At 72.4% G+C, this 22,231-nt stretch carries 23 protein-coding genes; 11 read left to right on the top strand and 12 right to left on the bottom strand.

The features are described from left to right. Window positions 1-49: 49 nt before the first annotated feature. A complete protein-coding gene (locus tag ACFVW8_RS30840; protein WP_024488613.1) occupies window positions 50-712 on the bottom strand; it encodes a response regulator transcription factor in 663 nt (220 codons plus the stop codon). A gap of 258 nt (window positions 713-970) precedes the next feature. Continuing rightward, window positions 971-1,630, bottom strand: coding sequence for a DUF3000 domain-containing protein (locus ACFVW8_RS30835; protein WP_389695774.1), 660 nt, complete (start codon window positions 1,628-1,630; stop codon window positions 971-973). 92 nt (window positions 1,631-1,722) lie between these two features. Between ACFVW8_RS30835 and hemE the strand changes: the two genes are divergently transcribed. Continuing rightward, a complete protein-coding gene (hemE, locus tag ACFVW8_RS30830; RefSeq protein WP_389695772.1) occupies window positions 1,723-2,796 on the top strand; it encodes a uroporphyrinogen decarboxylase in 1,074 nt (357 codons plus the stop codon). Window positions 2,797-2,821: 25 nt separating this feature from the next. On the opposite strand, the gene ACFVW8_RS30825 is transcribed toward hemE, so the two are convergent. After that, window positions 2,822-4,228 (bottom strand): FAD-dependent oxidoreductase, encoded by a 1,407-nt coding sequence (locus ACFVW8_RS30825; protein ID WP_389695770.1) that lies wholly within the window; start codon window positions 4,226-4,228, stop codon window positions 2,822-2,824. An 83-nt stretch (window positions 4,229-4,311) separates the two neighbouring features. Then, the gene (locus ACFVW8_RS30820) at window positions 4,312-5,292 is read right to left on the bottom strand and encodes a DUF4349 domain-containing protein (protein ID WP_389695768.1); all 981 of its coding nucleotides are present in this window, start codon (window positions 5,290-5,292) and stop codon (window positions 4,312-4,314) included. Window positions 5,293-5,419: 127 nt separating this feature from the next. On the opposite strand from ACFVW8_RS30820, the gene hemG reads away from it, so the two are divergent. Next, window positions 5,420-6,937 (top strand): protoporphyrinogen oxidase, encoded by a 1,518-nt coding sequence (gene hemG / locus ACFVW8_RS30815; protein WP_389695766.1) that lies wholly within the window; start codon window positions 5,420-5,422, stop codon window positions 6,935-6,937. Window positions 6,938-6,941: 4 nt separating this feature from the next. Next, the gene (gene hemQ / locus ACFVW8_RS30810) at window positions 6,942-7,676 is read left to right on the top strand and encodes a hydrogen peroxide-dependent heme synthase (protein WP_389695764.1); all 735 of its coding nucleotides are present in this window, start codon (window positions 6,942-6,944) and stop codon (window positions 7,674-7,676) included. Window positions 7,677-7,811: 135 nt separating this feature from the next. Here hemQ and ACFVW8_RS30805 read toward each other — a convergent pair whose 3' ends face one another. The 4 genes from ACFVW8_RS30805 to ACFVW8_RS30790 all read right to left on the bottom strand — a co-directional run bounded on the left by ACFVW8_RS30805 (window position 7,812) and on the right by ACFVW8_RS30790 (window position 12,026). Further along, window positions 7,812-8,615 carry a TIGR04222 domain-containing membrane protein gene (locus tag ACFVW8_RS30805; RefSeq protein ID WP_389695762.1) on the bottom strand — a complete coding sequence of 268 codons (804 nt, stop codon included), beginning with the start codon at window positions 8,613-8,615 and terminating at the stop codon, window positions 7,812-7,814. A gap of 103 nt (window positions 8,616-8,718) precedes the next feature. Next, entirely contained in the window at window positions 8,719-9,753 is a 1,035-nt protein-coding gene (locus tag ACFVW8_RS30800; protein ID WP_389695760.1) for a TIGR04222 domain-containing membrane protein, read from the bottom strand. A gap of 5 nt (window positions 9,754-9,758) precedes the next feature. Next, the gene (locus tag ACFVW8_RS30795) at window positions 9,759-11,105 is read right to left on the bottom strand and encodes a DUF692 domain-containing protein (RefSeq protein ID WP_389695758.1); all 1,347 of its coding nucleotides are present in this window, start codon (window positions 11,103-11,105) and stop codon (window positions 9,759-9,761) included. 129 nt (window positions 11,106-11,234) lie between these two features. Next, window positions 11,235-12,026: a peptidyl-tRNA hydrolase gene (locus ACFVW8_RS30790; RefSeq protein WP_389695756.1), complete on the bottom strand. Its 792-nt coding sequence runs from the start codon at window positions 12,024-12,026 to the stop codon at window positions 11,235-11,237. 71 nt (window positions 12,027-12,097) lie between these two features. Here ACFVW8_RS30790 and ACFVW8_RS30785 point away from each other — a divergent pair, with 71 nt between their 5' ends. From ACFVW8_RS30785 to ACFVW8_RS30770, 4 genes are read left to right on the top strand one after another with little or no spacing between them, the layout of a single operon-like run. Further along, the gene (locus tag ACFVW8_RS30785) at window positions 12,098-12,775 is read left to right on the top strand and encodes an AIM24 family protein (protein ID WP_389695755.1); all 678 of its coding nucleotides are present in this window, start codon (window positions 12,098-12,100) and stop codon (window positions 12,773-12,775) included. Between the two features lie 59 nt (window positions 12,776-12,834). Beyond that, entirely contained in the window at window positions 12,835-13,803 is a 969-nt protein-coding gene (locus ACFVW8_RS30780; protein WP_389695753.1) for an ATP-binding cassette domain-containing protein, read from the top strand. After that, on the top strand, window positions 13,800-14,471 hold the full coding sequence (locus ACFVW8_RS30775; RefSeq protein ID WP_389695751.1) for an ABC transporter: 672 nt from the start codon (window positions 13,800-13,802) through the stop codon (window positions 14,469-14,471). The genes ACFVW8_RS30780 and ACFVW8_RS30775 overlap by 4 nt, the downstream gene beginning before the upstream one ends. Before the next feature lie 14 nt (window positions 14,472-14,485). Further along, entirely contained in the window at window positions 14,486-14,686 is a 201-nt protein-coding gene (locus ACFVW8_RS30770) for a hypothetical protein (protein WP_389695749.1), read from the top strand. 20 nt (window positions 14,687-14,706) lie between these two features. Here the strand turns inward: ACFVW8_RS30770 and ACFVW8_RS30765 are convergent, their stop codons facing one another. The 4 genes from ACFVW8_RS30765 to zapE form a co-directional block, all read right to left on the bottom strand. After that, complete coding sequence (locus tag ACFVW8_RS30765; RefSeq protein WP_389695747.1) at window positions 14,707-15,582, bottom strand: polysaccharide deacetylase family protein; 876 nt, start codon at window positions 15,580-15,582, stop codon at window positions 14,707-14,709. A 149-nt stretch (window positions 15,583-15,731) separates the two neighbouring features. After that, complete coding sequence (locus tag ACFVW8_RS30760) at window positions 15,732-17,111, bottom strand: alkaline phosphatase PhoX (protein WP_389695745.1); 1,380 nt, start codon at window positions 17,109-17,111, stop codon at window positions 15,732-15,734. 136 nt (window positions 17,112-17,247) lie between these two features. After that, window positions 17,248-17,673, bottom strand: coding sequence for an OsmC family protein (locus ACFVW8_RS30755; protein ID WP_389695743.1), 426 nt, complete (start codon window positions 17,671-17,673; stop codon window positions 17,248-17,250). An 84-nt stretch (window positions 17,674-17,757) separates the two neighbouring features. Further along, complete coding sequence (gene zapE, locus ACFVW8_RS30750) at window positions 17,758-18,849, bottom strand: cell division protein ZapE (protein ID WP_389695741.1); 1,092 nt, start codon at window positions 18,847-18,849, stop codon at window positions 17,758-17,760. A gap of 35 nt (window positions 18,850-18,884) precedes the next feature. Between zapE and ACFVW8_RS30745 the strand changes: the two genes are divergently transcribed. The 4 genes from ACFVW8_RS30745 to msrB all read left to right on the top strand — a co-directional run bounded on the left by ACFVW8_RS30745 (window position 18,885) and on the right by msrB (window position 22,100). Then, window positions 18,885-19,649, top strand: a complete 765-nt coding sequence (locus tag ACFVW8_RS30745; protein WP_389695739.1) for a pyrimidine reductase family protein — start codon at window positions 18,885-18,887, stop codon at window positions 19,647-19,649. A 147-nt stretch (window positions 19,650-19,796) separates the two neighbouring features. Beyond that, the gene (locus ACFVW8_RS30740; protein ID WP_389695737.1) at window positions 19,797-20,249 is read left to right on the top strand and encodes an indole-3-glycerol phosphate synthase; all 453 of its coding nucleotides are present in this window, start codon (window positions 19,797-19,799) and stop codon (window positions 20,247-20,249) included. Window positions 20,250-20,290: 41 nt separating this feature from the next. Continuing rightward, window positions 20,291-21,685 carry a UDP-N-acetylmuramate--L-alanine ligase gene (gene murC / locus ACFVW8_RS30735; protein WP_389695735.1) on the top strand — a complete coding sequence of 465 codons (1,395 nt, stop codon included), beginning with the start codon at window positions 20,291-20,293 and terminating at the stop codon, window positions 21,683-21,685. A gap of 10 nt (window positions 21,686-21,695) precedes the next feature. Continuing rightward, entirely contained in the window at window positions 21,696-22,100 is a 405-nt protein-coding gene (gene msrB / locus ACFVW8_RS30730; protein WP_384135125.1) for a peptide-methionine (R)-S-oxide reductase MsrB, read from the top strand. Window positions 22,101-22,231 lie beyond the last annotated feature (131 nt).

The following is a 22,231-nucleotide window of genomic DNA, read 5'->3' as shown; positions in this document are numbered from 1 at the left end:
CACGTAAACCAGCCGGATCCGCATTTCTGCACACCGGCGGGGTGGCGATTCAGTGGATGATGCCCGTCCGCAGGGCCACGGCGACCATTCCTGCACGGTCTCCGGTGCCGAGCTTGCGGGCGATTCGGGCGAGGTGGCTCTTGACGGTCAGGGCGGAGAGCCCCATGGAGACGCCGATGGCCTTGTTGGACTGCCCTTCGGCGACGAGCCGAAGGACCTCCACCTCGCGGCCGGACAGTTCGCGGTAGCCGCCCGGGTGGCTCGGGGTGCCGGGGGGCCGGCGGTGCATACGGGCGGCATTGGCGCCGATGGGAGCGACGCCGGGACGGGTGGGGTGGCCGATGTTGGTACGGGTGCCGGTGACGACATAGCCCTTGACGCCGCCCGCGAGGGCGTTGCGTACAGCGCCGATGTCATCGGCGGCGGAGAGGGCGAGGCCGTTCGGCCAGCCGGCGGCTCGGGTTTCGGACAGCAGGGTCAGCCCGGAACCGTCGGGCAGGTGGACGTCGGCTACGCAGATGTCGCGCGGGTTGCCGACGCGGGGGCGGGCCTCCGCGATGGACGACGCCTCGATGACGTCACGTACTCCGAGTGCCCACAGATGGCGGGTGACGGTGGAACGGACGCGCGGGTCGGCCACGACGACCATGGCCGTCGGCTTGTTCGGGCGGTAGGCGACCAGGCTTGCGGGCTGCTCGAGGAGAACGGACACCAGGCCTCCTGGGGAGTGGCGGGACGGGCCGGCTCGGGGATGAAGCCGGGGCGAACCGTGCTTGAAGGGTCATTGACCTCTTCGGCAGCAGACGCCTGCTCCTTTAGGGGAAGATCACGATTTGGTGAGTAACAATTCGGGCAAATAGGACGCGCGATCGATTGTACGAAAAGAGAGCCGGTGCCTGTGCGAGGTATATGACGCAGCGTCACGAAACAGGGCCGTGGCCCCGCCGCCGCAGAAGCCGAGGAGCCGCCGCTACGAAACCTGCGGTCCGCGCCGCTGCGGCAGCGACACCACCGACGCGTCGACCGGGCCCGAGGGCGGCAGTCCGGCGATCTGGCACAGCAGATCGCCCCACGCCACCAGATGCGCCGCCGTGTCCGGCACTCCGCCGCGCCCCTCGCGCGGCGTCCAGGACGCCCGGATCTCGATCTGGGTCGCCGGCCGGCGCGCCCCCAGCGCCCCGAAGTAGTGCGAGCCCGCGCGGGTGACCGTGCCGCCCGCCTCCCCGTAACTGAGGCCGCGCGCGTCCAGCGCACCGGTCAGCCACGACCAGCACACCTCCGGCAGCAGCGGATCGGACGCCATCTCCGGCTCCAGCTCGGCACGCACCAGCGTCACCAGCCGGAAATTGCCCTGCCAGGCCTCGTGTCCGGCCGGATCGTGGAGCAGGACGAGCCGTCCGTCGGCGAGATCGTCCTCACCGTCGACGACGGCCGCCTCCAGTGCGTACGCGTGCGGAGCCAGGCGTTTGGGGGGCCGTGTCGGCTCCACCTCCAGCTCGGGCCGGAGCCGCGCCGAGCGCAGCGCGTCCACCGCCGAACGGAACGCGGGCGGGACGGAACCCCCCTCCGCACTGTCCGTGCTGTCAGCACCATCGGATTGATCGGAGAAGTGTCCCTGCGCCGGAGCCATGCGGGGAAGAGTAGGCGGAACCGGAGCCCCGCGCAGGGAGGGACACCCGTGCGGGGCCGGGCTCCTTCCGCGTGCGTGCGAAGATTCTGTGTGTGAGCGCTATTGACCGCCCCTCGGGCCACCAGACGAAGACCTCCGCCACCCACGACTCGGTGTTCCTGAAGGCGTGCCGGCGCGAGCCCGTGCCGCACACGCCGGTCTGGTTCATGCGCCAGGCGGGGCGCTCGCTGCCCGAGTACCTGAAGGTGCGCGAAGGCATCCCGATGCTCGACTCCTGCACGATGCCGGAGCTCGCCGCCGAGATCACGATGCAGCCTGTCCGCCGCCACAAGGTCGACGCCGCGGTCTACTTCAGCGACATCGTCGTCCCCCTCAAGGCGATCGGCATCGACCTCGACATCAAGCCCGGCGTCGGCCCCGTGATCGCCGAGCCGATCCGTACGCGGGCCGACCTGGCCCGGCTGCGTGATCTCACCCCCGAGGACGTCTGGTACGTCACCGAGGCCATCGGCCTGCTCACCGCGGAGCTGGGCTCCACCCCGCTGATCGGTTTCGCGGGCGCACCGTTCACCCTCGCCAGCTACCTCGTGGAGGGCGGCCCGTCCCGCAACCACGAGCACACCAAGGCCCTGATGTACGGAGACCCGGAGCTCTGGGCCGATCTGCTCGACCGCCTCGCCGAGATCACCGGCGCCTTCCTCAAGGTCCAGATCGAGGCAGGCGCCTCCGCCGTGCAGCTCTTCGACTCCTGGGTGGGCGCGCTGGCCCCCGCCGACTACCGCCGCTCGGTGCTGCCCGCCTCCGCGAAGGTCCTCGACGCCGTCGCGTCGTACGACGTCCCGCGCATCCACTTCGGCGTCGGCACCGGTGAACTGCTCGGACTCATGGGCGAGGCCGGCGCGGACGTCGTCGGTGTCGACTGGCGGGTCCCGCTGGACGAGGCCGCGCGCCGCGTAGGCCCCGGCAAGGCGCTCCAGGGCAACCTCGACCCCTCCGTGCTGTTCGCGCCGACCGCGGCGGTGGAGGCCAAGACCCGGGAGGTGCTGGACGCGGCCGCCGGTCTTGAGGGCCACATCTTCAACCTGGGCCACGGCGTGACGCCGAACATGGACCCGGACGCGCTGTCGCGGCTCGTCGAGTACGTCCACACGAGCACCGCCCGCTGACACCGGCCCGGAAGGCGGGCACCGTTCAGGCGGTGCCCGCCTTCCGCAGCGCCGCCACCGTCTTGCGGGCCGCCACCAGCACCGGGTCCCAGACGGGGGAGAACGGCGGCGCGTAGCCCAGGTCCAGGGCCGTCATCTGCTCCACCGTCATTCCGGCGGTGAGCGCCACCGCCGCGACATCCACCCGCTTCGCCGCCCCGTCACGGCCCACGATCTGCACGCCCAGCAGCCGGCCCGTGCGGTACTCCGCGAGCATCTTCACCGTCATCGGCTGCGCCCCGGGGTAGTAACCCGCCCGGCCCGTTGACTCGATCGTCGCCGTGACGAACCGCAGGCCCACCGCGCGGGCGTCCTTCTCGCGCAGGCCGGTGCGGGCGATCTCCAGATCACAGACCTTGCTCACCGCCGTGCCGACCACTCCGGGAAACGTCCCGTAGCCGCCGCCGACATTGGACCCGATGATCTGGCCGTGCTTGTTGGCGTGCGTACCCAACGCGATGTGACGGGTGCGGCCCGCCACCAGGTCGAGCACCTCGACACAGTCGCCGCCCGCCCAGATGTTGTCGTGGCCGACGACCCGCATCGACAGGTCGGTGAGCAGCCCGCCGTGCGGGCCGACCGGCAGACCCACGGCGCGGGCCAGGGTCGTCTCCGGCTCGACGCCGATGCCCAGGACCACCACGTCCGCCGGGTACGAAGCGTCGGCCGTCTCCACCGCGGCGACCCGGCCGTCCGGCCCGGTACGGATCGCGGTGACCGCGGCCCGGTTCACCGTGGTGATGCCGAGACCGTCCATCGCGTCGTGGACGAGCCGCCCCATGTCGGGGTCGAGCGTCGCCATCGGCTGCTCGCCACGGTTGAGGACGGTCACCTCGAAGCCGCGCTTCAGCATCGCCTCCGCCATCTCGACCCCGATGTACCCCGCGCCGACGACGACCGCGCGGCGGCCCTCAGGGCCTTCCGTCCGGATCGCCCCGGCCCGGTCCAGCGAGTCCAGCAGCGCCTGCCCGTCGTCCAGGGTCTGCACGCCGTGCACCCCGGCCGCGTCCATGCCGGGCAGTGCCGGACGCACCGGCCTGGCGCCCGTCGCGATCACCAGCTTGTCGAAAGCGGTCCAGGACGTCTCGCCCGAGTCCCGGTCCAGGGAGCGCACCCGCTGCCCCGCGACGTCGATCTCCGTCACCTCGGTACGCATCCGCAGATCGATGGCGCGGGCCCGGTGCTCCTCGGGGCCGCGGGCGATCAGGTCGTCCCGCTCCGCCACGTCACCGCCGACCCAGTACGGGATGCCGCAGGCGGAGTACGAGGTGAAGTGGCCCCGCTCGAAGGCGGTGATGCCCATCTCGTCCGGGCCCTTGAGCCGGCGCGCCTGCGATGCTGCGGACATGCCCGCCGCATCGCCACCGATGACCACCAGTCGTTCCGCCGCCATGCGAGCCCCTTAGATAACCGGTCCGAAGGCCCACGCTACGGCGCCGTGGCCCCGGGTGCGCCGCCGTGCGCCCCGGGAGGTGCTCACTCGCCCTCCGGGCCGGCCTTCCCGCCCCGGCGGCCCAGCCGCCGCCACAGCAGCACCACGACGGCGGCCGCGGCCAGGAACGGGGCCGCCGCGCCCAGCGCCATCGCGAGCCACTTGATCACCGTCACGAACACCTGCCAGCCACCGCTCAGGGCGTCCAGGAACCCCGGACCGTCATCGTCGTCGGCTCCAACCGACGTGGCGTGCGGCTTCGGCTCCGAGAGGCTGAGCGTGATCGTGGCCAACGTGGTGCGGTCCTTCAGCGAGGCCTGCTCGGCCAGCATCGATTCGAGCGCGGCCTGACGACTGCTCAGCTCACCCTCCAGCGACACCACATCGGACAGCTCGTCGGCCCGGTCCATCAGCTTGCGCACCCGGGCCACACTTGTGCGCTGGCTGGCGATCCGGCTGTCCACGTCGACGACCTCGTCGGTGACGTCCTTGGCGGTCGACGTGCGGGAGAGCAGCCTGCCCGTACCGGAGAGCTCCCGCAGCACGCTGTCGTACTCGTCCTGCGGAACCCGCAGCACCACATGCGAGGAGGCCCGCGCGGCGTCGACCTGCTCGGTCTTCTCGTCGGCCACCAGACCGCCGGCGGCCTCCGCCGTCACCCGTGCGGCGGCCGCCGCCTCCGGCGCGCTCTTCACCTCCACGGACAGCGAGGCGGTACGGATGACATGAGCGGCGGCCGACGGTTTCGGCTTCTTCGCCGCCGCCGAACCGCCCGCGCCCTGCTTCGCGCCCCCGGTGCCGGAGCCCGCGTTGTCCTGCTGTGCCGGGGCCGCGGCCCTGCGGTCCGCGCTCTTCCCGGAGTCGTCGTCACCGGCCGCGCCGCAGCCGCTCAACGCCAGCAAGGCGGCGAGCAGTCCGGCGGCGAGAGCGGTCTGCGTACGGAGGGCGCCCGGACGGCCCGGGCGGTCCCGACGCCCCTGACGGTCTGGATGTCTGTTCGTGCGAGTGGCTGGTGCTGCGTGCATAACTGTCCCCCCAGGACGGGTGATTGGTGGTGCCGGTTCGACGTACGGGGGGCCGGTCGGGGTTGCGCGATACCGGTTTCGAAGCAGTCACGGTCAGGACTCGGAAGAGATTTGAGAGAGTGGGGGTATGCAGCGTTCAACACACAGCGCGGACAGGGCCGCCGGGCACGTCGTCGTCATCGGCGGCGGCATCGCCGGACTCGCGGCCGCCCACCGGCTTCTCGGCAGCGGGCTGCGGGTCACCCTCCTGGAGGCGACCGACCGGCTCGGCGGCAAGCTCATGACCGGTGAGGTCGCCGGCGTCCAGGTCGACCTGGGCGCCGAATCGATGCTGGCCCGCCGCCCGGAGGGGGTCGGCCTGGCCCGGGAGGCCGGGCTCGGCGACCGCCTCCAGCCGCCCGCAACGGCCACCGCGTCCGTGTGGACCCGCGATGCCCTGCGCCCCATGCCCAAGGGCCATGTGATGGGCGTACCGGGCGACCCGGCGGTACTCGGCGAAGTGCTCTCGCCCGAGGGGCTCGCCCGGATCGCACAGGAGCGCGACCTCACCCCGACCGCCGTCGGCGACGACGTCGCGGTCGGCGCCTACGTGGCCGACCGGCTGGGCCGCGAGGTCGTCGACCGGCTCGTGGAACCGCTCCTCGGCGGGGTGTACGCGGGCGACGCCTACCGGATCTCGATGCGCGCCGCCGTACCGCAGCTCTTCGAGGTGGCCCGGCAGGGCGGCTCGCTGCTCGACGGGGTCACCCGTATCCAGGAGCAGGCCGCCGCCCGGCAGCAGGGCGGACCGGTCTTCCAGGGAATCGCCGGCGGCATCGGCACCCTCCCGGGCGCGGTCGCCGACGCCGTACGCGCGGGCGGCGGCGAGATCCTCACCGAGACTCCGGTACTCGGGCTGACCCGTACCGCCTCCGGCTGGGACGTCCGCACCGACAGCCGGGTGATCGCCGCCGACGGCATCGTCCTCGCCGCCCCCGCATGGTCCGCCTCCACCCTGCTCGCCGCCGAGTCCCCGGCCGCGTCCGCCGAGCTCGCGGGCGTCGAGTACGCGTCGATGGCCCTGGTCACCATGGCCTTCCGGCGTTCCGACGTGACCGCCGCCGGAACGCTCGACGGACGCTCCGGCTTCCTGGTGCCCCCGGTCGACGGCCGCACCATCAAGGCCGCCACCTTCTCCAGCCACAAGTGGCAGTGGGTCGACGACGCCGCCCCCGGTCTGTTCCTGCTGCGGACCTCCGTCGGCCGGTACGGCGAGGAGGACCATCTGCACCGCGAGGACGGCGAACTGGTCGACGTGTCGCTGAGCGATCTCGCCGCGGCGACCGGACTGGCCGCCCGGCCCGTGGCCACCGACGTCACCCGGTGGATCGGCGGACTGCCCCAGTACCCCGTCGGTCACCTCGGCCGGGTCGCCCGGATCCGTGACGAGGTCGCGAAACTGCCCGCGCTGCGCGTCTGCGGCGCGGTCTACGACGGCGTCGGCATCCCGGCCTGTATCGCGAGCGCCCACCGGGCCGCGGACGAGATCGCCCGCGACCTCGCCGGCGGGAGCAGGGCGGACACGGCGCGGAGCGGTACGAACGCGGGGGAGATCATCGCCACGCCGACCCTGGTTCAGGGCACAGGGAGCGAGGCGGGACAATAGCCCTATGAGTGCTCCTGAGACTGAGACATCAAGCAAGGCCCCCAACGCCGGCAAGAAGGCGAAGGACCTCAACGACGTCGTCCGCTACACGCTGTGGTCCGTCTTCAAGCTGCGCGACGTACTGCCCGCCGACACGGACCGCGCCGCGTACTCCGGTGAGGTCCAGGAGCTGTTCGACCAGCTCGGCGCCAAGGACGTCACCGTGCGCGGCACCTACGACGTCTCCGGTCTGCGGGCCGACGCCGACCTCATGATCTGGTGGCACGCCGAGACGGCGGAGGCCCTGCAGGAGGCGTACAACCTCTTCCGGCGCACCCGGCTGGGCAGGAGCCTGGTGCCGGTCTGGTCGAACATGGCGCTGCACCGCCCCGCCGAGTTCAACAAGTCGCACGTCCCGGCGTTCCTCGCCGACGAGACGCCGCGCGACTACATCAGCGTGTACCCCTTCGTGCGCTCCTACGACTGGTACCTGCTGCCGGACGAGGACCGCCGCCGCATGCTCGCCGACCACGGCAAGATGGCCCGCGGCTTCCCGGACGTGCGCGCCAACACCGTGGCCTCCTTCTCGCTCGGCGACTACGAGTGGGTGCTGGCCTTCGAGGCCGACGAGCTGCACCGCATCGTCGACCTCATGCGTCACCTGCGGGCCTCCGAGGCGCGGATGCACGTCCGCGAGGAGGTCCCCTTCTACACCGGCCGGCGCAAGTCGGTCGCAGACCTGGTGGCCGGGCTCGCGTAGCGAGCGGGTTCCGACCACCCCAACCCGGAAGATCAGACGGCGGGCACCGCGGCACTGTGTGCCGGCCGCCGTTCCAGCGACACCGGGTTCGGCTGCCGGTGCGGCGCGCATCCTGCGCGCCGCACCGTTGTCGTTCTACGGGCCGGTGTTCACGGCCCCGCGCCCCGTGAGCGCGGCCCGCAGCGCGGGATCGCCCACCGCGTCCACGCCCCGCACGGCGACCGCCGCCAGCACATCGCCCTCCGCCCCGCCCGTGGGCACCGCACGGGCGTCCAGCAGCCGCTGCCCGGCGGGGGAGGCCCAGGAGCTGTACGGATACACCTCCATCCGGGCGATGGCCAGACAGCCCAGGGTCAGCACGAGCGGAAGCCCGAACCAGAGGAGCCGGGACTCCATGGAGTCGCCCGTGCGCTGTTCCTGACCAGGCGTGAGCAGAGAGGCGGCGCCCATCGCGACCACCAGCAGCGCCGCCCGGCGCACCGCCCGCACCGCCGAGGCGATGTCCGTCCTGGCCCCGCCGGGCAGTGCGAGGCCGGCGGTGACGAGCCGGTCCGCGAGGGCGCGCACGGTGTCGGCGGCAGCGGCCGCCGTCCGGACCGGCCCGATCGGCGACTGGCCCTGCGGGCCGATGGCCCGGATCACCGTGCGCTCCACCTCGTCCCGGCCGTGCGGGTCGACGACCGTCGCCCAGCCGGTGTGGGCGAGCAGCACCCGTCGGCGCAGATGCATGGAGACAAGTGCCAGTTCGGCGACCCGGTGCGGACCACCGGCCAGGAACGCGGTCTCGTACAGGGTGAGTCCATGCCCGTCCGCGGAGTGCCGCACCCCTTCCGGCGAAGCGCCCGGCAGCTGCGCCGTATGGGTGGACGCCAGGCAGAGCCGGGCACAGGAAATGGCCGCCGCACCCCATGCGACCAGCAGGAACAGAACCCAGAGCATGGCGGATTTCTATGCGAGACGGGGGCGGAGCGCCAGAGGCTGTTCAGTATGCGGACGGTGACGGGACCGTCACCGCCGGGTGACCGAACGGCCGGATGAGGGCTCAGGAGCTGCTGCCGCAGCTCGACCCGCCCCCGCCGCCGCAGCTCGATCCACCGCCGCAGCTGGACCCCGAGCCGGAGCCGCAACTCGATCCGGAGCCGCAGCCCGAACCCGAACTGCCGCCGCAACTCGATCCCGACCCGCAGCCGCTGCCCGCGCCACCGTGCCCGTGGGAGCCGCTGTGCCCGTGGGAGCTGCCGCAGCCGCCGCCCGGGGTCGAAGCGGCACACCACACCGCCGGTGCGAGCAGCAGCCCCGACGAGTCCGATGAGTGCGACGGAGCGGACCGTCCGGCGGGCCGCAGCCGGGCCGCCGTGAGCAGATGCGCACGCAGCTCGGGATCGGGCAGGGCCCGCGGCCCGGCGGTCGCCACCAGATGGGCCGGATCGGTCCGGTACGCGTTGGCTGCGCGGTACTCCCGGGCGGCCGCACTCCCCGCCCTGGTGATCCGGGCCCGGGCGTTGGCCGCGCAGACGAAACCGATGACGGTCCCGGCGAGCAGCGCCGGGAACACCTTCGGGAAGAAGGGGAAGTCCGTTGTGGCGTCCGTCGAGACGAACTGGTGGATGGTCAGACCGACGGCGACCGGGATCCCGAGCAGGCAGAGCACCCCCTGGGCCAGTCCCCAGCGCCTGCGTCCCCGATTCGCCCCGGGTTCGGCCAGCAGGCCGCGCGCCGCCAGCCCGTCGCCGATCTCCTGCACCGCGGCATGGCGCATCGCCGCGTCGCGCAGGGTGTGCAGGGCGCCGCTCGGGGCGGCGGCCTGTTCCTGGAGGACGGCCCGTTCCACCGGGTCGTGCGCGACCGGCTGCTGGACCGCGACGATGCCGGGCCCGCCGATGACCAGCCGGCCGTCCGTCCGCATCGCGGCGAGTGCGGCGTCCACCACCCGGCCCGGCCCGCCGTTGAGGAAGGCCACCTCCGAGAGGTCGTGGACGGAGCCGCCGGCCCCGCGCCGGGCACGCGCGCCCGCCCGGCCCAGCAGCACCGACGAGAGGATGACGGCGAGCGTCAGGATCAGGGCCACGGCGTTCATCACGGTCACCGTGACCTTCCCGTTCCCGCGAGTACGGAACGGGCCGCCCTGGCCAGCCGGGTGGCGCGGCGGGGCGGGCGGGGAGCGGCCCGGTCCTGCCACCAGTACGTGAGCCGGCGACGGGCCGCGCCGTCCTCGGGGCGGCCCGCGACGAGCAGCTGCTCGGCGAAGTCCAGTGCGTCGCGCCGGTACCCGGCGGACATCGGACGGCTCCTGGCGTACCCGAGGAACGCGTCCCGGTAGTCCTGCCCCAGGATCTCCGGGAGTTCGGGCGCCACCTTGGCGACGACATCGGCGCGCTTCGCGGCCAGCGCCCGGCTCTGGACGCCGAGCCGGTGGTGGTCGAAGCCCTCCGGGGCAGGGGTGCCGGCGACCAGCGCGGAGAGCAGCGAGGTCTGCGCGACCGCGACCCGGTCACGCGCGGCGTCGGTGTCCGCGCCGGGGCGCCTGCCCCGGTCCGGTACGGCCTCGGCCGCGGGGTGTCCGTCCTCGGCCCGCTCGGGTACGGCGCCGGTGCGGCGGTTCTTGTCCCGGCCCGCGTCGAGCGTGGCGCGGATCGCGTCCAGCTCGCCCGACAGCTCGCCGGCCGGCGGGAAGTCGTCGTCGCGCTCCAGCAGGACGCCCGGCGGGCTGACCCGGGAGCGGAGCTCGGCCAGGACGTCTAGGACCGGCGCGGTGACCGGGTGGGCGTGCGTGTCGTGCCAGACCCCGTCCTTCTCGATGCCGCCCGCCACATGCACGTACGCGATGGCCTCCACCGGCAGTTCGTCGAGCGCGCGGGCCGGGTCCTCGCCGCGGTTGACGTGGTTGGTGTGCAGATTGGCCACGTCGATGAGCAGCCGCACCCCCGTACGCTCGACCAGCTCGGCCAGGAACTGCCCCTCGGTCAGCTCCTCGTCCGGCCAGGAGATCAGCGCCGCGATGTTCTCCAGGGCCAGCGGCACCGGAAGCGAGTCCTGCGCTATGCGTACGTTCTCGCACAGCACGTCCAGCGCCGCCCAGGTGCGCGGAACGGGCAGCAGGTGGCCCGCCTCCAGCGCCGGTGACGCGGTGCGCGGCCCGCCCGCCCGTACGAACGCGATGTGTTCGGTCACCAGGGGCGTGTCCAGCAGCGTGGCCCGCGCCGCGAGGTCGGCGAGCCTGCCGGGGTCGGGGCGGTCGGCCCCGCCGAGTCCGAGCGAGACCCCGTGCGGCACCACCGTGACCCCGCGCTCCCTCAGCCGCGCCAGGGAGGCGGGCAGGTGGTCGGCGCAGAGGTTCTCCGCCACCGCCTCCACCCAGTCGATCCCCGCCATCGCCTCCACCGCGTCGGCGATCTCCGGCCGCCAGCCGATCCCGATACCCAGCTCCATGGTGTCCCCCTCCGCCACTCCGTGCAGTGGTCATGGCCCCGGCGCCCGCCCGTGAACCCGAAGAGGGGGACGTTCAGAGCTTGATTTGAGGTTCCCGGGACACCGCCTCGCCGGCTCGCGGCGGTCCGGCTACGGCTGTCCGAGCGGCGGCAGGGAACCGACCCGGTGGGCCCCCTCGGCCACCACGGTCGGTCCGGGGGCGATCTCGGTGAATCCGGCGTCCCGCACCACTGGCATTCCGCTCACCGTCAGTTCCCGCCAGCGGCCCGCATCCGCGGTGGCGACCGAGAGGGGGAAGCCCGCATTGCGCCATGCCGTGCGCTCCGCCTCCGACAGCTCCCACCAGGCGAGCTGCGCTCCGTGCCCGACCTGCGCCATCTCCTTGCCCGCCGACATGTCGAGCTCCGGGTTCAGCCAGAGGACCGGCCCGGCGGGATCGGGCGCGGCAGGCTGCTCGGGGTCGTCCAGCTCCGTCCCCGAGACCTGGAGCTTGGCGAGCTCCTTGGGCCAGCCGTCCAGGGGCACCGGCGGGAAGACCCGGACCTCGGCGCTCTCGCCCGTGACCGTGATCCCCGGCAGTGCGCAGGCCTTGCGCCACTCCGCGCCGCGCGCCCGCCGCACCACCTTGCGGATCCTGGCGTCCTGCCAGTCCCGCATCGCCTGCGCCCACTCGCCCTCGCCCACCGAGCGCTCGTCGGAGAGCATCACCAGCACGGCGCGGGCGGCCGTGCGCAGCGCGTCCGTGCGGGCCGGGGGAGCCGCCTTCTCGATGTGGACCACCAGGGGAAGCACGTACTGCTGGGCTTCGTCCCGGTCGGTCCGCCCGGACCGGAAGGGGCTGTCCGCGGGCGGGCCCGCGGACTCTGCGGACTCGGACGGGAACGCGCCGGACAGGGATACGGGGGTGTCGTTGCTGCTCACCCGTCCAGTCTGCCAGTCGCCAGGAAGAGGGTTCTTGGCGGAACGAACCGCTCCGGGTGAGGATGCACCGCATGAAGAGCGATCTATTCTCCAGCGACCACATGGCGCAGCAGGCGACCGCACCCGGAATGACCCTGCAGAACGCGAAATCCATCAAGTACGCGGTCAACGGCGAGATGCACGCCCGCCAGGGGGCGATGATCGCCTTCCGCGGTGATCTCCAGTTCGAGCGCAAGGGCCAGGGAATCGGCGGCATGCTCAAGCGCGCCGTGACCGGCGAGGGCCTGCCGCTGATGGCGGTGCGCGGCCAGGGCGAGGCGTGGTTCGCGCACGAGGCGGCCAACTGTTTCATCGTGGAGATGGAGCAGGGTGACGTCCTCACCATCAACGGCCGCAACGTCCTCTGTTTCGACTCCACGCTCGCCTACGAGATCAAGACGGTGAAGGGCGCCGGAATGACCGGCGGCGGGCTCTTCAACAGCGTCTTCACCGGCTATGGGAAGCTCGGCCTGATGTGCGAGGGACACCCCATAGTGATCCCCGTCACCCCGCAGCAGCCGGTGTGCGTCGACACCGACGCGGTCGTGGGCTGGAGCGCCCACCTCACCACCTCGCTGCACCGCTCGCAGAGCGTCGGCTCGATGCTTCGCGGTGGCTCGGGGGAGGCAGTACAACTGCGTCTGGACGGCGAGGGGTTCGTGATCGTGCGGCCGAGCGAGGCCAAGCCCGAGAAGGCGACGGCCAACTGAGTACGGACATCCTGCGGCTGCGGGGAGTGGGCCGGCGGTACGGCCTCACGGGACCATGGGTGCTGCGCGGGGTCGACCTCGGCCTGCCCGCGCGGGCGCTCGTGCGCATCGAGGGGGCCAACGGCACCGGGAAGTCCACCCTGTTGCGGCTCCTCGCCGGCATCGACGCCCCGACCGAGGGCCGGATCACGGGCGGCAGGCCCCGCACGGCGTACGTCCCCGAACGGTTCCCGGCGGCCATGCCCTTCACCGCCGCCGGGTATCTCGTCCATCTCGGCCGGATCCACGGGCTGCGTACGGCCGAAGCGGCCGGGCGTGCGGAGGCGTGGCTGACCCGCTTCGGCGCGGCGGGCCACGCCCGGACGCCGCTGGCGGAGCTCTCCAAGGGCACCAGCCAGAAGGTGGCCGTCGCGCAGGCACTGCTCGCCGAACCGGAACTGCTGGTGCTGGACGAGGCCTGGACCGGCCTGGACACCGCGGCCCGCGACGAGCTGGACCGGGCCGTCGCCGAGCGCGTCGCCGCGGGGGCCACCGTCGTCTTCGTCGACCACGACCCGCGCCGGCTCGCGGGCACGGTCGACACCGCGTTCCGCGTCGAGGGGCACGGTCTCGTCGCCGCGCCCCTCGCACCGGCCGGGGAGCACCGGGGGCCCCGGGTGCGGATCGAGGCGGCGGGCCCGCCGGGCAGCCCGCTCCCCGCCGGTCTGCCGGGCGATCCGGGACAGGCGGCGGGCGAGGACGGAGCGCTGTGGCTGACGGTTGCCGCCGTGCACTCCGACGCCCTCCTGAGCGCCCTGCTCACGGCCCGCCCGCCCTGGCACATCCGCCGGCTCTCACCCGAGCCCGGGGACAGCGAGGCCATGGCGGGCTCCGGGGGCTCCGAGCCCGCTGAGCCGGCTGAGCCCGCTGAGGTCAGTGAGCCCACCGAGGCCGCTGAGCCCACCGAGCCCACTCGTGCCGCCAGGGCTCGTGCAGCCCCCGCGGCTCCCACGCTCCCCACACCCACATCCCGCGACGAGGCGCCATGACAGCACTGGTCCGCTACCAGACGGCCCTGCTGGTCCGCTCGCAGCGCTGGCTCGCGCCCGTTCTCCTGTACGTCGCCTTCCTCGGCGTCGGTGTCCGCCCGGGGCAGCCCGTCCTGGACTCGCTCGGCTACGCCGCGGCAGGGCTGCTGCCCGTCACCGCGTGGCTCGTACAGATCTGCGTCAACCAGGAACCGCCCGCCGGCCGGACCGTCGTCGCCGCGGCGGTGGGCGGACAGCCTCGGGCCCATCTGGCGGCGCTGCTCGCGCCGCTGGGGTGCGCCGGTCTGCTGGCCGCAGCCGTCACCGCGTTGGTGCTGCTGATCAGCGAACCGTCCGACACCCGGCACACGGTCCGGGTCCCGCTGCCGGCCGCCGGGCTCGCCGGGCTGCTCGCGGCGGTCTGCTGCGTCCTGCTGGGGGCGGCCGTCGGCGCGCTGTGCACCCGGCCGGTGCTGCACCGGCGCGGCTGGTCCCTCGCCGCGACCTTGGTCGCCGTGCTGCTGGCCCTGGTGACCAGCGGATCGCCCGCGAAGTACGCGGTGACGGGCCTGGTCACCGGGTCGCTCAACGGGACGGTCCATGTGCCGGTCCTCCCGCTCGCCGGCGCGGCGGCCGTCGCCGTGGCAGCGGCGGCGCTTGCCTGCAGACTCACTTCCGTACGCGGATGAGTAGGCTCGTCCCCATGGAAGACGGTGTGAACGAGCGCGCGGACGAGTCGTACTGCGAGACTCCGGCCGTCACCGCACAGCTGGCCGGCGGGCCCCCGTTCGCGGAGTGCGTGCTGTGCCGGAAGCCGACCGAGTACCCCGAGTCGGTCAGGGGGATCACGCTCTGCCCGGTCTGCGAATGGCAGGAGGCGCAGCGCACGGCCTGCTCAGGCTGACGCGCCGACGGATGCCGGGCTCAGCCGCGCATCAGGTCGGACACCTTCACGAAGCGGTACCCGCGCCTGCGCAGCTCCGGCACCACCTGGTCGACCGCTTGGGCGGTGACCGGCGCCGCGCTGCGGGTGCAGTGCATGACGACCAGCGAACCGGGCTTCACGCCGTCGAGTACCTGCTCCGCCACCGCGTCCGCGTCCGTCGCGAAGGCGTCGCCGCTGACGACGTCCCACTGCACCGCCGTCACCTTCTCGGCCGCGAGCGTGCGCAGCGCGTCGTCGTCGTAGCAGCCGCCGGGGAAGCGGAAGTACGGCACCACATTGCGGGCGCCGGTCTTCCGGATCGCGCCGAAGGCCCGCCCCACCTCGCCGCGGATCCCGTCCGTCCCCATCGTCGGCAGCCCGTAGCAGGATGAGGTGAAGGCGTAGTGGCTGTACGAGTGGTTGGCGATCTCGAAGAGCGGGTCGGTGCCGATGGAGCGGGCCTGCGCGGGGTACTCCTCGGCCCACCGGCCGGTCATGAAGAGCGTCGCGGGCACCTTCAGCCGGCGCAGCAGGGCGATCAGCTCCGGGTTGTCGAAGTGCTCACCCTCGGCCGCGCGCTCACCCTCGTCGGCCGTCATATCGGCGTCGAAGGTGAGCGCGACGACCTTGGCGGTGCTCTTCGGGCCCCTTTTGAGCACGGGGGCCAGGCCTGCGGGGCCGGGGGCCATGTTGGGCGGCTTCCGGGTGGCCGACGGCACGCTGGACGGAGTTCCCGAAGAGGTTCCGGAGGCAGCCGCCGAGGCCGCCGAGGGTCTGCCGCCCGGTGAGCCGCCGGAGCCGCCGGAGCCGCCGGAGCCGCCGGAGCTCCCGCAGGCGACGAGGGCACCTCCGAATACCACTCCTAGAACGGTCATAGCCGTCAGTTTCCGCACAGAAGATGTCATTGTCGGAAAATAACTGATCAACCATCACCGATCCGCGTGCGCCGCTCGTGCGCCGCGAAGCGGCGCCCGGACGGCGGGTGGAGGTGCCCACCGCAGTCCGGGGGCCGCGGCTCAGCGGCTCAGCGCCACGGTCCCGTCACGGCGAATGTCGTTCCGGGCGTGTAGCAGTTCATGAACATCGTCCCGTGGTCCGGGGCGAACGTGACCCCGGCGAACTCGCCCCACTCGGGCTCCTCGGGCGTTCCGATGTTCTGCCGGCCGCGTGCCATCGCGTACACCTCACCGCGCCTGGTCAGGCCGAACACATGCTGGGCGCCGCCGCCGTCCTCACAGACCATCAGCCCGCCGTCGGGGGCCAGGGTGATGTTGTCCGGGGACTCGCCGGGCAGCTGGATGTCCGTGCCGGGGCCGAACACGATGACCAGCGTCAGCCGGCGCCGCCGCGGCTCGTACCGCCAGACCTGCCCGAAGTGATCCGCCGCCGACCCCTCCGAGCTGTGTGCGAAGCTGGAGACGAAGTAGACGCACGTCCCGCCCCAGTAGCAGCCCTCCAGCTTCTGGCCGTGGGTGATCCCCTTCGAGCCGAAGTCCTGAAACCGGATGGGCGTTCCGGCAGCCAGCGGATCCGGTACGGGGACCCACTCGATCCCCTCGAAGCTCGTACCGGTCGTCTGGACGGCGGAGAGGTCGGGGACGCCCGGCACCCGCATGGCCTCCAGCCGTCCGCCGGCCCTGAGCGAACCCGTGCCGCCGAGCGGTTTCTCCGGCAGGAAGCGGTAGAAGAGCCCGAACGGCTTGTCGAACGCGTCCTCGGTCTCGTACACCACGCCACTGTGCGGATCGATCGCGATCGCCTCGTGCTGGAAGCGGCCCATCGCGGTCAGCGGCACGGCCCCGGTGCGGCGCGGGTCGGCGCCGTCCACCTCGAAGATGAAACCGTGGTCCTTGGTGTAGCCGTTGGTGCCGGCCTTGTCCTCGGTCTCCTCACAGGTCAGCCAGGTGTCCCAAGGAGTGCGCCCGCCTGCGCAGTTGACGGCCGTACCGGCGATGGCGACGCGCTCGGTGAGGACGTGGCTGTCGCCGTCGAGCTCCAGGGCCGTGCAGCCCCCCTTGCCCATCGGGTCGTAGGTGAGCCCCTCGACGGTCGGCACGGAGACCTCCGCGTCGACCCGGTTCTCGTGGTTGCGCACGAGCCGGACGTGCCCGCGCCGGCCGGCGAACGCCGCCATGCCGTCGCAGTGGCTGGGGACCGGGCCCTCACCGGAGCGGAGCGGGTCGCCCTCCCGGGACAGCACCCGGTAGCGGAAACCCTTCGGCAGATCGAGCAGTCCGTCGGGGTCGGGCAGGAGCGGACCGTAACCCCCGTGCCCCCGGGCTTCGGAGGTTCCGGCGAAGAGTTCGGTGAACGCGCCGGCGAAGGCGACCGTGGCCACCGCCGCGCCGCTACCGGCCAGAACCTGACGTCGTGTCGCGGGCTGTTGCGCTGCTGAGGATGACATGAGGCAACTTCCTGTGGGGGCAGGAACAGTGACCCGCATGTGTGTACCACGCGTAACACCGCGCGGGAACCATGCGGGCCACCGGCCTCAACTGTGTCTCGTACGTGTCCCGGGCCGCGCGCGGCCCGGGACGGACTCAGGCGAGCGAGGCGCTGAGCGTGATCGTCGTGCCCGTCAGGGCCTGGCTGACCGGGCAGTTCGCCTTCGCGTCCTCGGCCGCCTTGACGAAGCCCGCCTCGTCGAGACCCGGCACCGTGCCCTCGACGGTGAGGTGGATCCCCGTGATGCCGGTACCGGGCTGGAAGGTGACCTCCGCCTGGGTGTTCAGGCGGGTGGGCGGAGTGCCGGCCGTGGCCAGACCGTTGGACAGCGCCATCGAGAAGCAGCTGGAGTGTGCCGCGGCGATGAGCTCCTCCGGGCTGGTCTTGCCGTTCGCCTTCTCCGCGCGGGACGGCCAGGAGACCGGGTACTCCCCGATCCCCGAGGAATCGAGGGTGACGACGCCCTTGCCCTCGATCAGGTTGCCTTCCCAGACCGTGTGCGCCTGACGCGTGGTAGCCATGCTGGATCCCTTCAAACGGAATGCGCGGTTGTACGGGAGTGGCGGGGCACTCCGTTGTGCCCGACCGGTGTTACGCCCCCGAACCTACTGCGCCACCAGTCCCTTTGCGTCACGCGCCAGTGCCGTCAGCCGGGAGATCGCCCTGAAGTACTTCTTCCGGTACCCGCCGTTCAGCATTTCCTCGCTGAAGAGCTGGTCGAACGGCAGCCCTGCGGCGAGCACCGGAACCTCCCGGTCGTAGAGACGGTCCGCGAGCACCACCAGCCGCAGCGCGGTCGACTGGTCGGGCACCGGCCGTACCTCGGTGAGGCACACCGCACGGATGCCGTCCGTCAGCGCGCCGTACCGGCTCGGATGGACGCGGGCCAGATGGTCGAGCAGGGCGGGGAAGTCGTCGAGGCTGGCGCCCTCGGTCGCGTACGCCGTCCTGGTGACCTGCTCCTCGGAGTACGGCGGCGGGGCCTCGGGCAGACCGCGGTGGCGGTAGTCCTCGCCGTCGATGCGCAGCGGGCGGAAGTGCGAGGAGAGACCCTGGATCTCCCGCAGGAAGTCGGCGGCGGCGAACCTTCCCTCGCCGAGCTTGCCCGGCAGGGTGTTGGAGGTCGCGGCGAGCGCCACCCCCGCCTCCACCAGCCGGCTCAGCAGCGAGGAGACGAGCACCGTGTCGCCCGGGTCGTCGAGCTCGAACTCGTCGATGCACAGCAGCCGGTGCCCGCTCAGGGTCTGCACGGTCTGCTGGAAGCCGAGCGCGCCCACCAGGTTGGTCAGCTCGACGAAGGTACCGAAGGCCTTGAGCGAGGGCGCGGCGGGCGTGGCGTGCCAGAGTGAGGCCAGCAGATGGGTCTTGCCGACGCCGTAGCCGCCGTCGAGGTAGACCCCGCGCGGCGCGCGGGGCGGCTCGGCCTTCCTGCCGAACCACTTGCGCTTCCGCTCACCGCTGGCGTGCGCTCCGCCGAGCCCGGCCGCGAAGTCGCCGAGGACCTTGACCGCCTCGATCTGGCTCGGCTGGTTCGGGTCGGGAACGTACGTATCGAAACGCACCGAGTCGAAGCGCGGCGGCGGCACCATCTCGGCGACCAGCCGGTCGGCGGGGACGCGCGGTTCGAGGGCGCACAGGGACAGCGGGGCCGTTTCGGCTATGGGGCTGGGCCCCGGCACGGCGGTGGAGGACGACACAACTCCCCAGCTTAGGCCGTGCCAGACTGCGGAACATGCGACGCCTGTTCCCTGTGACCGACCTGACAGCGGCCGACGACCGAGGTGAGTGGAGCCTGGACGCCCTCGCCGACGCCTATGCCTACCCCGACACGGACGGCCCCTGGCTGCGCGCCAACATGGTGTCGACGCTCGACGGGGCGGCCCAGCAGGACGGCCGCTCGCAGCCGATCTCCTGCGAGAGCGACATGCGGATCTTTGGCACCTTGCGGGGACTCGCGGATGTGGTGATCGCGGGCGCGGAGACCGTACGTCTGGAGGGTTACCGGCCGGCCCGCGCCCGGGAGGCCTTCGCGGCCCGGCGGGCGGCGGCCGGCCAGGGGCCCGCCCCGGCGGTCGCCGTGGTGAGCGGCAGTCTGGACCTGGACTTCTCGCTCCCGCTCTTCGTCTCGCCGCTGGTCCCCACGCTCGTGCTGACCGGCGCGGGTGCGCCTCCGGACCGGATCGCGGCGGCCCGCAAGGCCGGCGCCGATGTGGTGATCGCGGGGGAGGGGTCCCGGGTGGATCCCGTCAGGGTCGTGCGGGAGCTGGCCGACCGCGGTCTCAAGCGGCTGCTGACGGAGGGCGGGCCCCGGCTGCTCGGTCAGTTCGTCGCGGCGGGCGTGCTGGACGAGATGTGTCTGACCCTGGCGCCGATGCTGACCGCCGGGGACGCCCAGCGGATCGCGGGCGGTCCCTCGGTGGCGGTGCCGGAACGATTCGCCCTGGCGTCGGTGCTGGAGGAGGCCGGGTTCCTCTTCTCTCGGTACCGTCGGATCTGACAATCAGCGGAATATCCCGTTCCGGTTAGCGTTCGGTGGGCAGAATGGATCGCAGAACCCGTGCGAGCACGGGGAAGGATGGTTTCAGCAGTGGCCGGAGACGGTCACTGAAGCAGAAGGGCGCCTGTGGTGTTCACCAGCGTTTTGATGATCGAGAAGCCCCTCACTTCCGAGGACGTCGAGTTCGTCACCACCCTGCACGGGGAGGAGCAGATCTCCTTCGTCGTGCTCATGCAGCCGCGTGGCGACCAGGCGGATGTGCTGTTGCGGGCCATCGACGACCTGGCGATGGGCGAACTGAAGGAAGCGGCCCGGGAGAGTGAGGAACCGGAGGGCAAGAACGCCAGGCAGTCCGCCGAACTCGCGCTCGAAGTGTCCCTTGAGGCACTGCGGCAGTCCGGCTCGGAAGCCGTCGGACAGGTGATCGAGACCCACCCCCTGGACAAGCTCACGGCCGTGGTCGAGGAGTCGGAGGCCGACGAGGTCATCGTGCTGACCGCGCCGCACTACGTCGAGGAGTTCTTCCACCGCGACTGGGCGTCCCGCGCCCGGCACAAGGTCGGCGTACCGGTGCTCAAGCTCTTCGCGCACAGCGAATAGGCTGGGTGGCCCCACCCGCACCGACCCTGGGAGACACACGCATGGCACCCGGTATTCCTGCCGCCATGGAACGGCCGCACTTCATCGGCATCGGCGGCGCCGGAATGTCGGGCATCGCGAAGATCCTCACCCGGCGCGGTGCGAAGGTCGCGGGCAGCGACTCCAAGGAGTCGCCCACCGCCGAGGCCCTGCGCGCGCTGGGGGCGACCGTCCACGTCGGGCACGCAGCCGGACATCTGGCGGACGACGCCACCTGCGTGGTCGTCTCCAGCGCCATCCGCGACGACAACCCGGAGCTGGTGCGCGCCGGGGAGCTCTCGATCCCCGTCGTGCACCGCTCCGACGCGCTCGCCTCGCTGATGCAGGGGCTGCGGCCCATCGCCGTCGCGGGCACCCACGGCAAGACGACCACCACGTCGATGCTGGCCGTCGCCCTCACCGAGCTGGGCCTCGACCCCTCCTACGCGATCGGCGGCGACCTCGCGGGCCCCGGCACCAACGCCACGCACGGCGAGGGCGCGATCTTCGTCGCCGAGGCCGACGAGAGCGACCGGAGCTTCCAGAAGTACGACCCCGAGGTCGCGATCGTCCTCAACGTCGAGCTGGACCACCACGCGAACTACGCCTCGATGGACGAGATCTACGACTCCTTCGAGACCTTCGTGGGCAAGGTCGTCCCCGACGGCACCCTGGTCGTCTCCGCCGACCAGCCCGGCGCCGTCGAGCTGACCCGACGGGTGCGCGACCTGTCCGCACTCAAGGTCGTCACCTACGGCGAGGCCGCGGACGCCGACGTACGCGTCCAGAAGATCAACCAGCGCGGTCTGACCAGCGAGGTCACGGTCGTCCTGAACGGGAAGTACCTCACCTTCACCGTCTCCGTTCCCGGCCGCCACTACGCGCTCAACGCCGTGTCCGCCCTCGCCGCCGGCGTCGCCCTCGGCATCCCGGCGCACAACCTCGCCTCGGCCCTCGGCAAGTACACCGGGGTCAAGCGCCGCCTCCAGCTCAAGGGCGAGGCGGCCGGCGTCCAGGTCATCGACAGCTACGCGCACCACCCCACCGAGATGACCGCCGACCTCGAAGCGATGCGCGGCGCCGCCTCCGACGCCCGCCTCCTGGTCGTCTTCCAGCCCCACCTCTTCTCCCGCACCCAGGAGCTCGGCACCGAGATGGGCCAGGCACTCGCGCTGGCCGACGCCTCAGTGGTGCTGGACATCTACCCGGCCCGCGAGGACCCGGTCCCCGGCGTCACCAGCACCCTGATCATCGACGCCGCCCGGGCGGCCGGCGCCGACGTCACCGCCGTCCACGACAAGGCGACGGTCCCCGAGGTCGTCGCGGGAATGGCGAAGCCAGGCGATCTCGTTCTCACCATGGGGGCGGGCGATGTCACGGACCTCGGCCCGCAGATCCTGGACCACCTGTCGAGCTGAGGGAGCCACCGTGCCGTACGACATCGACAAGCCGGACGAGGAGTGGCGGGCGGAGCTGTCCCCCGCCGAGTACGCGGTGCTGCGCCAGGCCGGCACCGAGCCCGCCTTCGTCGGCGAATACACCGACACCAAGACGACGGGCGTCTACTCCTGCCGAGCCTGTGACGCGGAGCTGTTCCGCTCCGACACCAAGTTCGAGTCGCACTGCGGCTGGCCGTCCTTCTACGACCCGAAGGACACCGACGCGGTCGAACTGATCCAGGACCGCAGCCACGGAATGGTCCGCATCGAGGTCCGCTGCGCCCGCTGCGGCTCGCACCTGGGCCATGTCTTCGAGGGCGAGGGCTACCCGACCCCGACCGACCAGCGGTACTGCATCAACTCGATCTCACTGCGGCTGACGCCCGACGCCTGAGAAACGGCCCCGGAGGAGGACTGTCGCCCCGCGGCAGTCCTCCGCCGGCGGCTGCGGGGTCAGCAGCGGGGGCCCCACACCCGGGGAGACCCCGGGCCCCCCGGCCACCGCGGCCCCACCCCCCCGGGGCG

Origin of the sequence: Streptomyces sp. NPDC058221 (genome assembly GCF_042882365.1) — a bacterium.
GTDB lineage: Bacteria > Actinomycetota > Actinomycetes > Streptomycetales > Streptomycetaceae > Streptomyces.
This window is presented reverse-complemented; position numbering and strand designations above follow the sequence as displayed.

Coding starts and splice junctions, on each gene's coding strand:
- ACFVW8_RS30835 (WP_389695774.1), bottom strand. CDS start 1,630: ATGGCTCCGGCGCAGGGACACTTCTCCGATCAATCCGATGGTGCTGAC.
- ACFVW8_RS30825 (WP_389695770.1), bottom strand. CDS start 4,228: ATGGCGGCGGAACGACTGGTGGTCATCGGTGGCGATGCGGCGGGCATG.
- ACFVW8_RS30820 (WP_389695768.1), bottom strand. CDS start 5,292: ATGCACGCAGCACCAGCCACTCGCACGAACAGACATCCAGACCGTCAG.
- hemG (WP_389695766.1), top strand. CDS start 5,420: ATGCAGCGTTCAACACACAGCGCGGACAGGGCCGCCGGGCACGTCGTC.
- hemQ (WP_389695764.1), top strand. CDS start 6,942: ATGAGTGCTCCTGAGACTGAGACATCAAGCAAGGCCCCCAACGCCGGC.
- ACFVW8_RS30805 (WP_389695762.1), bottom strand. CDS start 8,615: ATGCTCTGGGTTCTGTTCCTGCTGGTCGCATGGGGTGCGGCGGCCATT.
- ACFVW8_RS30800 (WP_389695760.1), bottom strand. CDS start 9,753: ATGAACGCCGTGGCCCTGATCCTGACGCTCGCCGTCATCCTCTCGTCG.
- ACFVW8_RS30795 (WP_389695758.1), bottom strand. CDS start 11,105: ATGGAGCTGGGTATCGGGATCGGCTGGCGGCCGGAGATCGCCGACGCG.
- ACFVW8_RS30785 (WP_389695755.1), top strand. CDS start 12,098: ATGAAGAGCGATCTATTCTCCAGCGACCACATGGCGCAGCAGGCGACC.
- ACFVW8_RS30775 (WP_389695751.1), top strand. CDS start 13,800: ATGACAGCACTGGTCCGCTACCAGACGGCCCTGCTGGTCCGCTCGCAG.
- ACFVW8_RS30770 (WP_389695749.1), top strand. CDS start 14,486: ATGGAAGACGGTGTGAACGAGCGCGCGGACGAGTCGTACTGCGAGACT.
- ACFVW8_RS30765 (WP_389695747.1), bottom strand. CDS start 15,582: ATGACCGTTCTAGGAGTGGTATTCGGAGGTGCCCTCGTCGCCTGCGGG.
- ACFVW8_RS30760 (WP_389695745.1), bottom strand. CDS start 17,111: ATGTCATCCTCAGCAGCGCAACAGCCCGCGACACGACGTCAGGTTCTG.
- ACFVW8_RS30755 (WP_389695743.1), bottom strand. CDS start 17,673: ATGGCTACCACGCGTCAGGCGCACACGGTCTGGGAAGGCAACCTGATC.
- ACFVW8_RS30745 (WP_389695739.1), top strand. CDS start 18,885: ATGCGACGCCTGTTCCCTGTGACCGACCTGACAGCGGCCGACGACCGA.
- ACFVW8_RS30740 (WP_389695737.1), top strand. CDS start 19,797: ATGATCGAGAAGCCCCTCACTTCCGAGGACGTCGAGTTCGTCACCACC.
- murC (WP_389695735.1), top strand. CDS start 20,291: ATGGCACCCGGTATTCCTGCCGCCATGGAACGGCCGCACTTCATCGGC.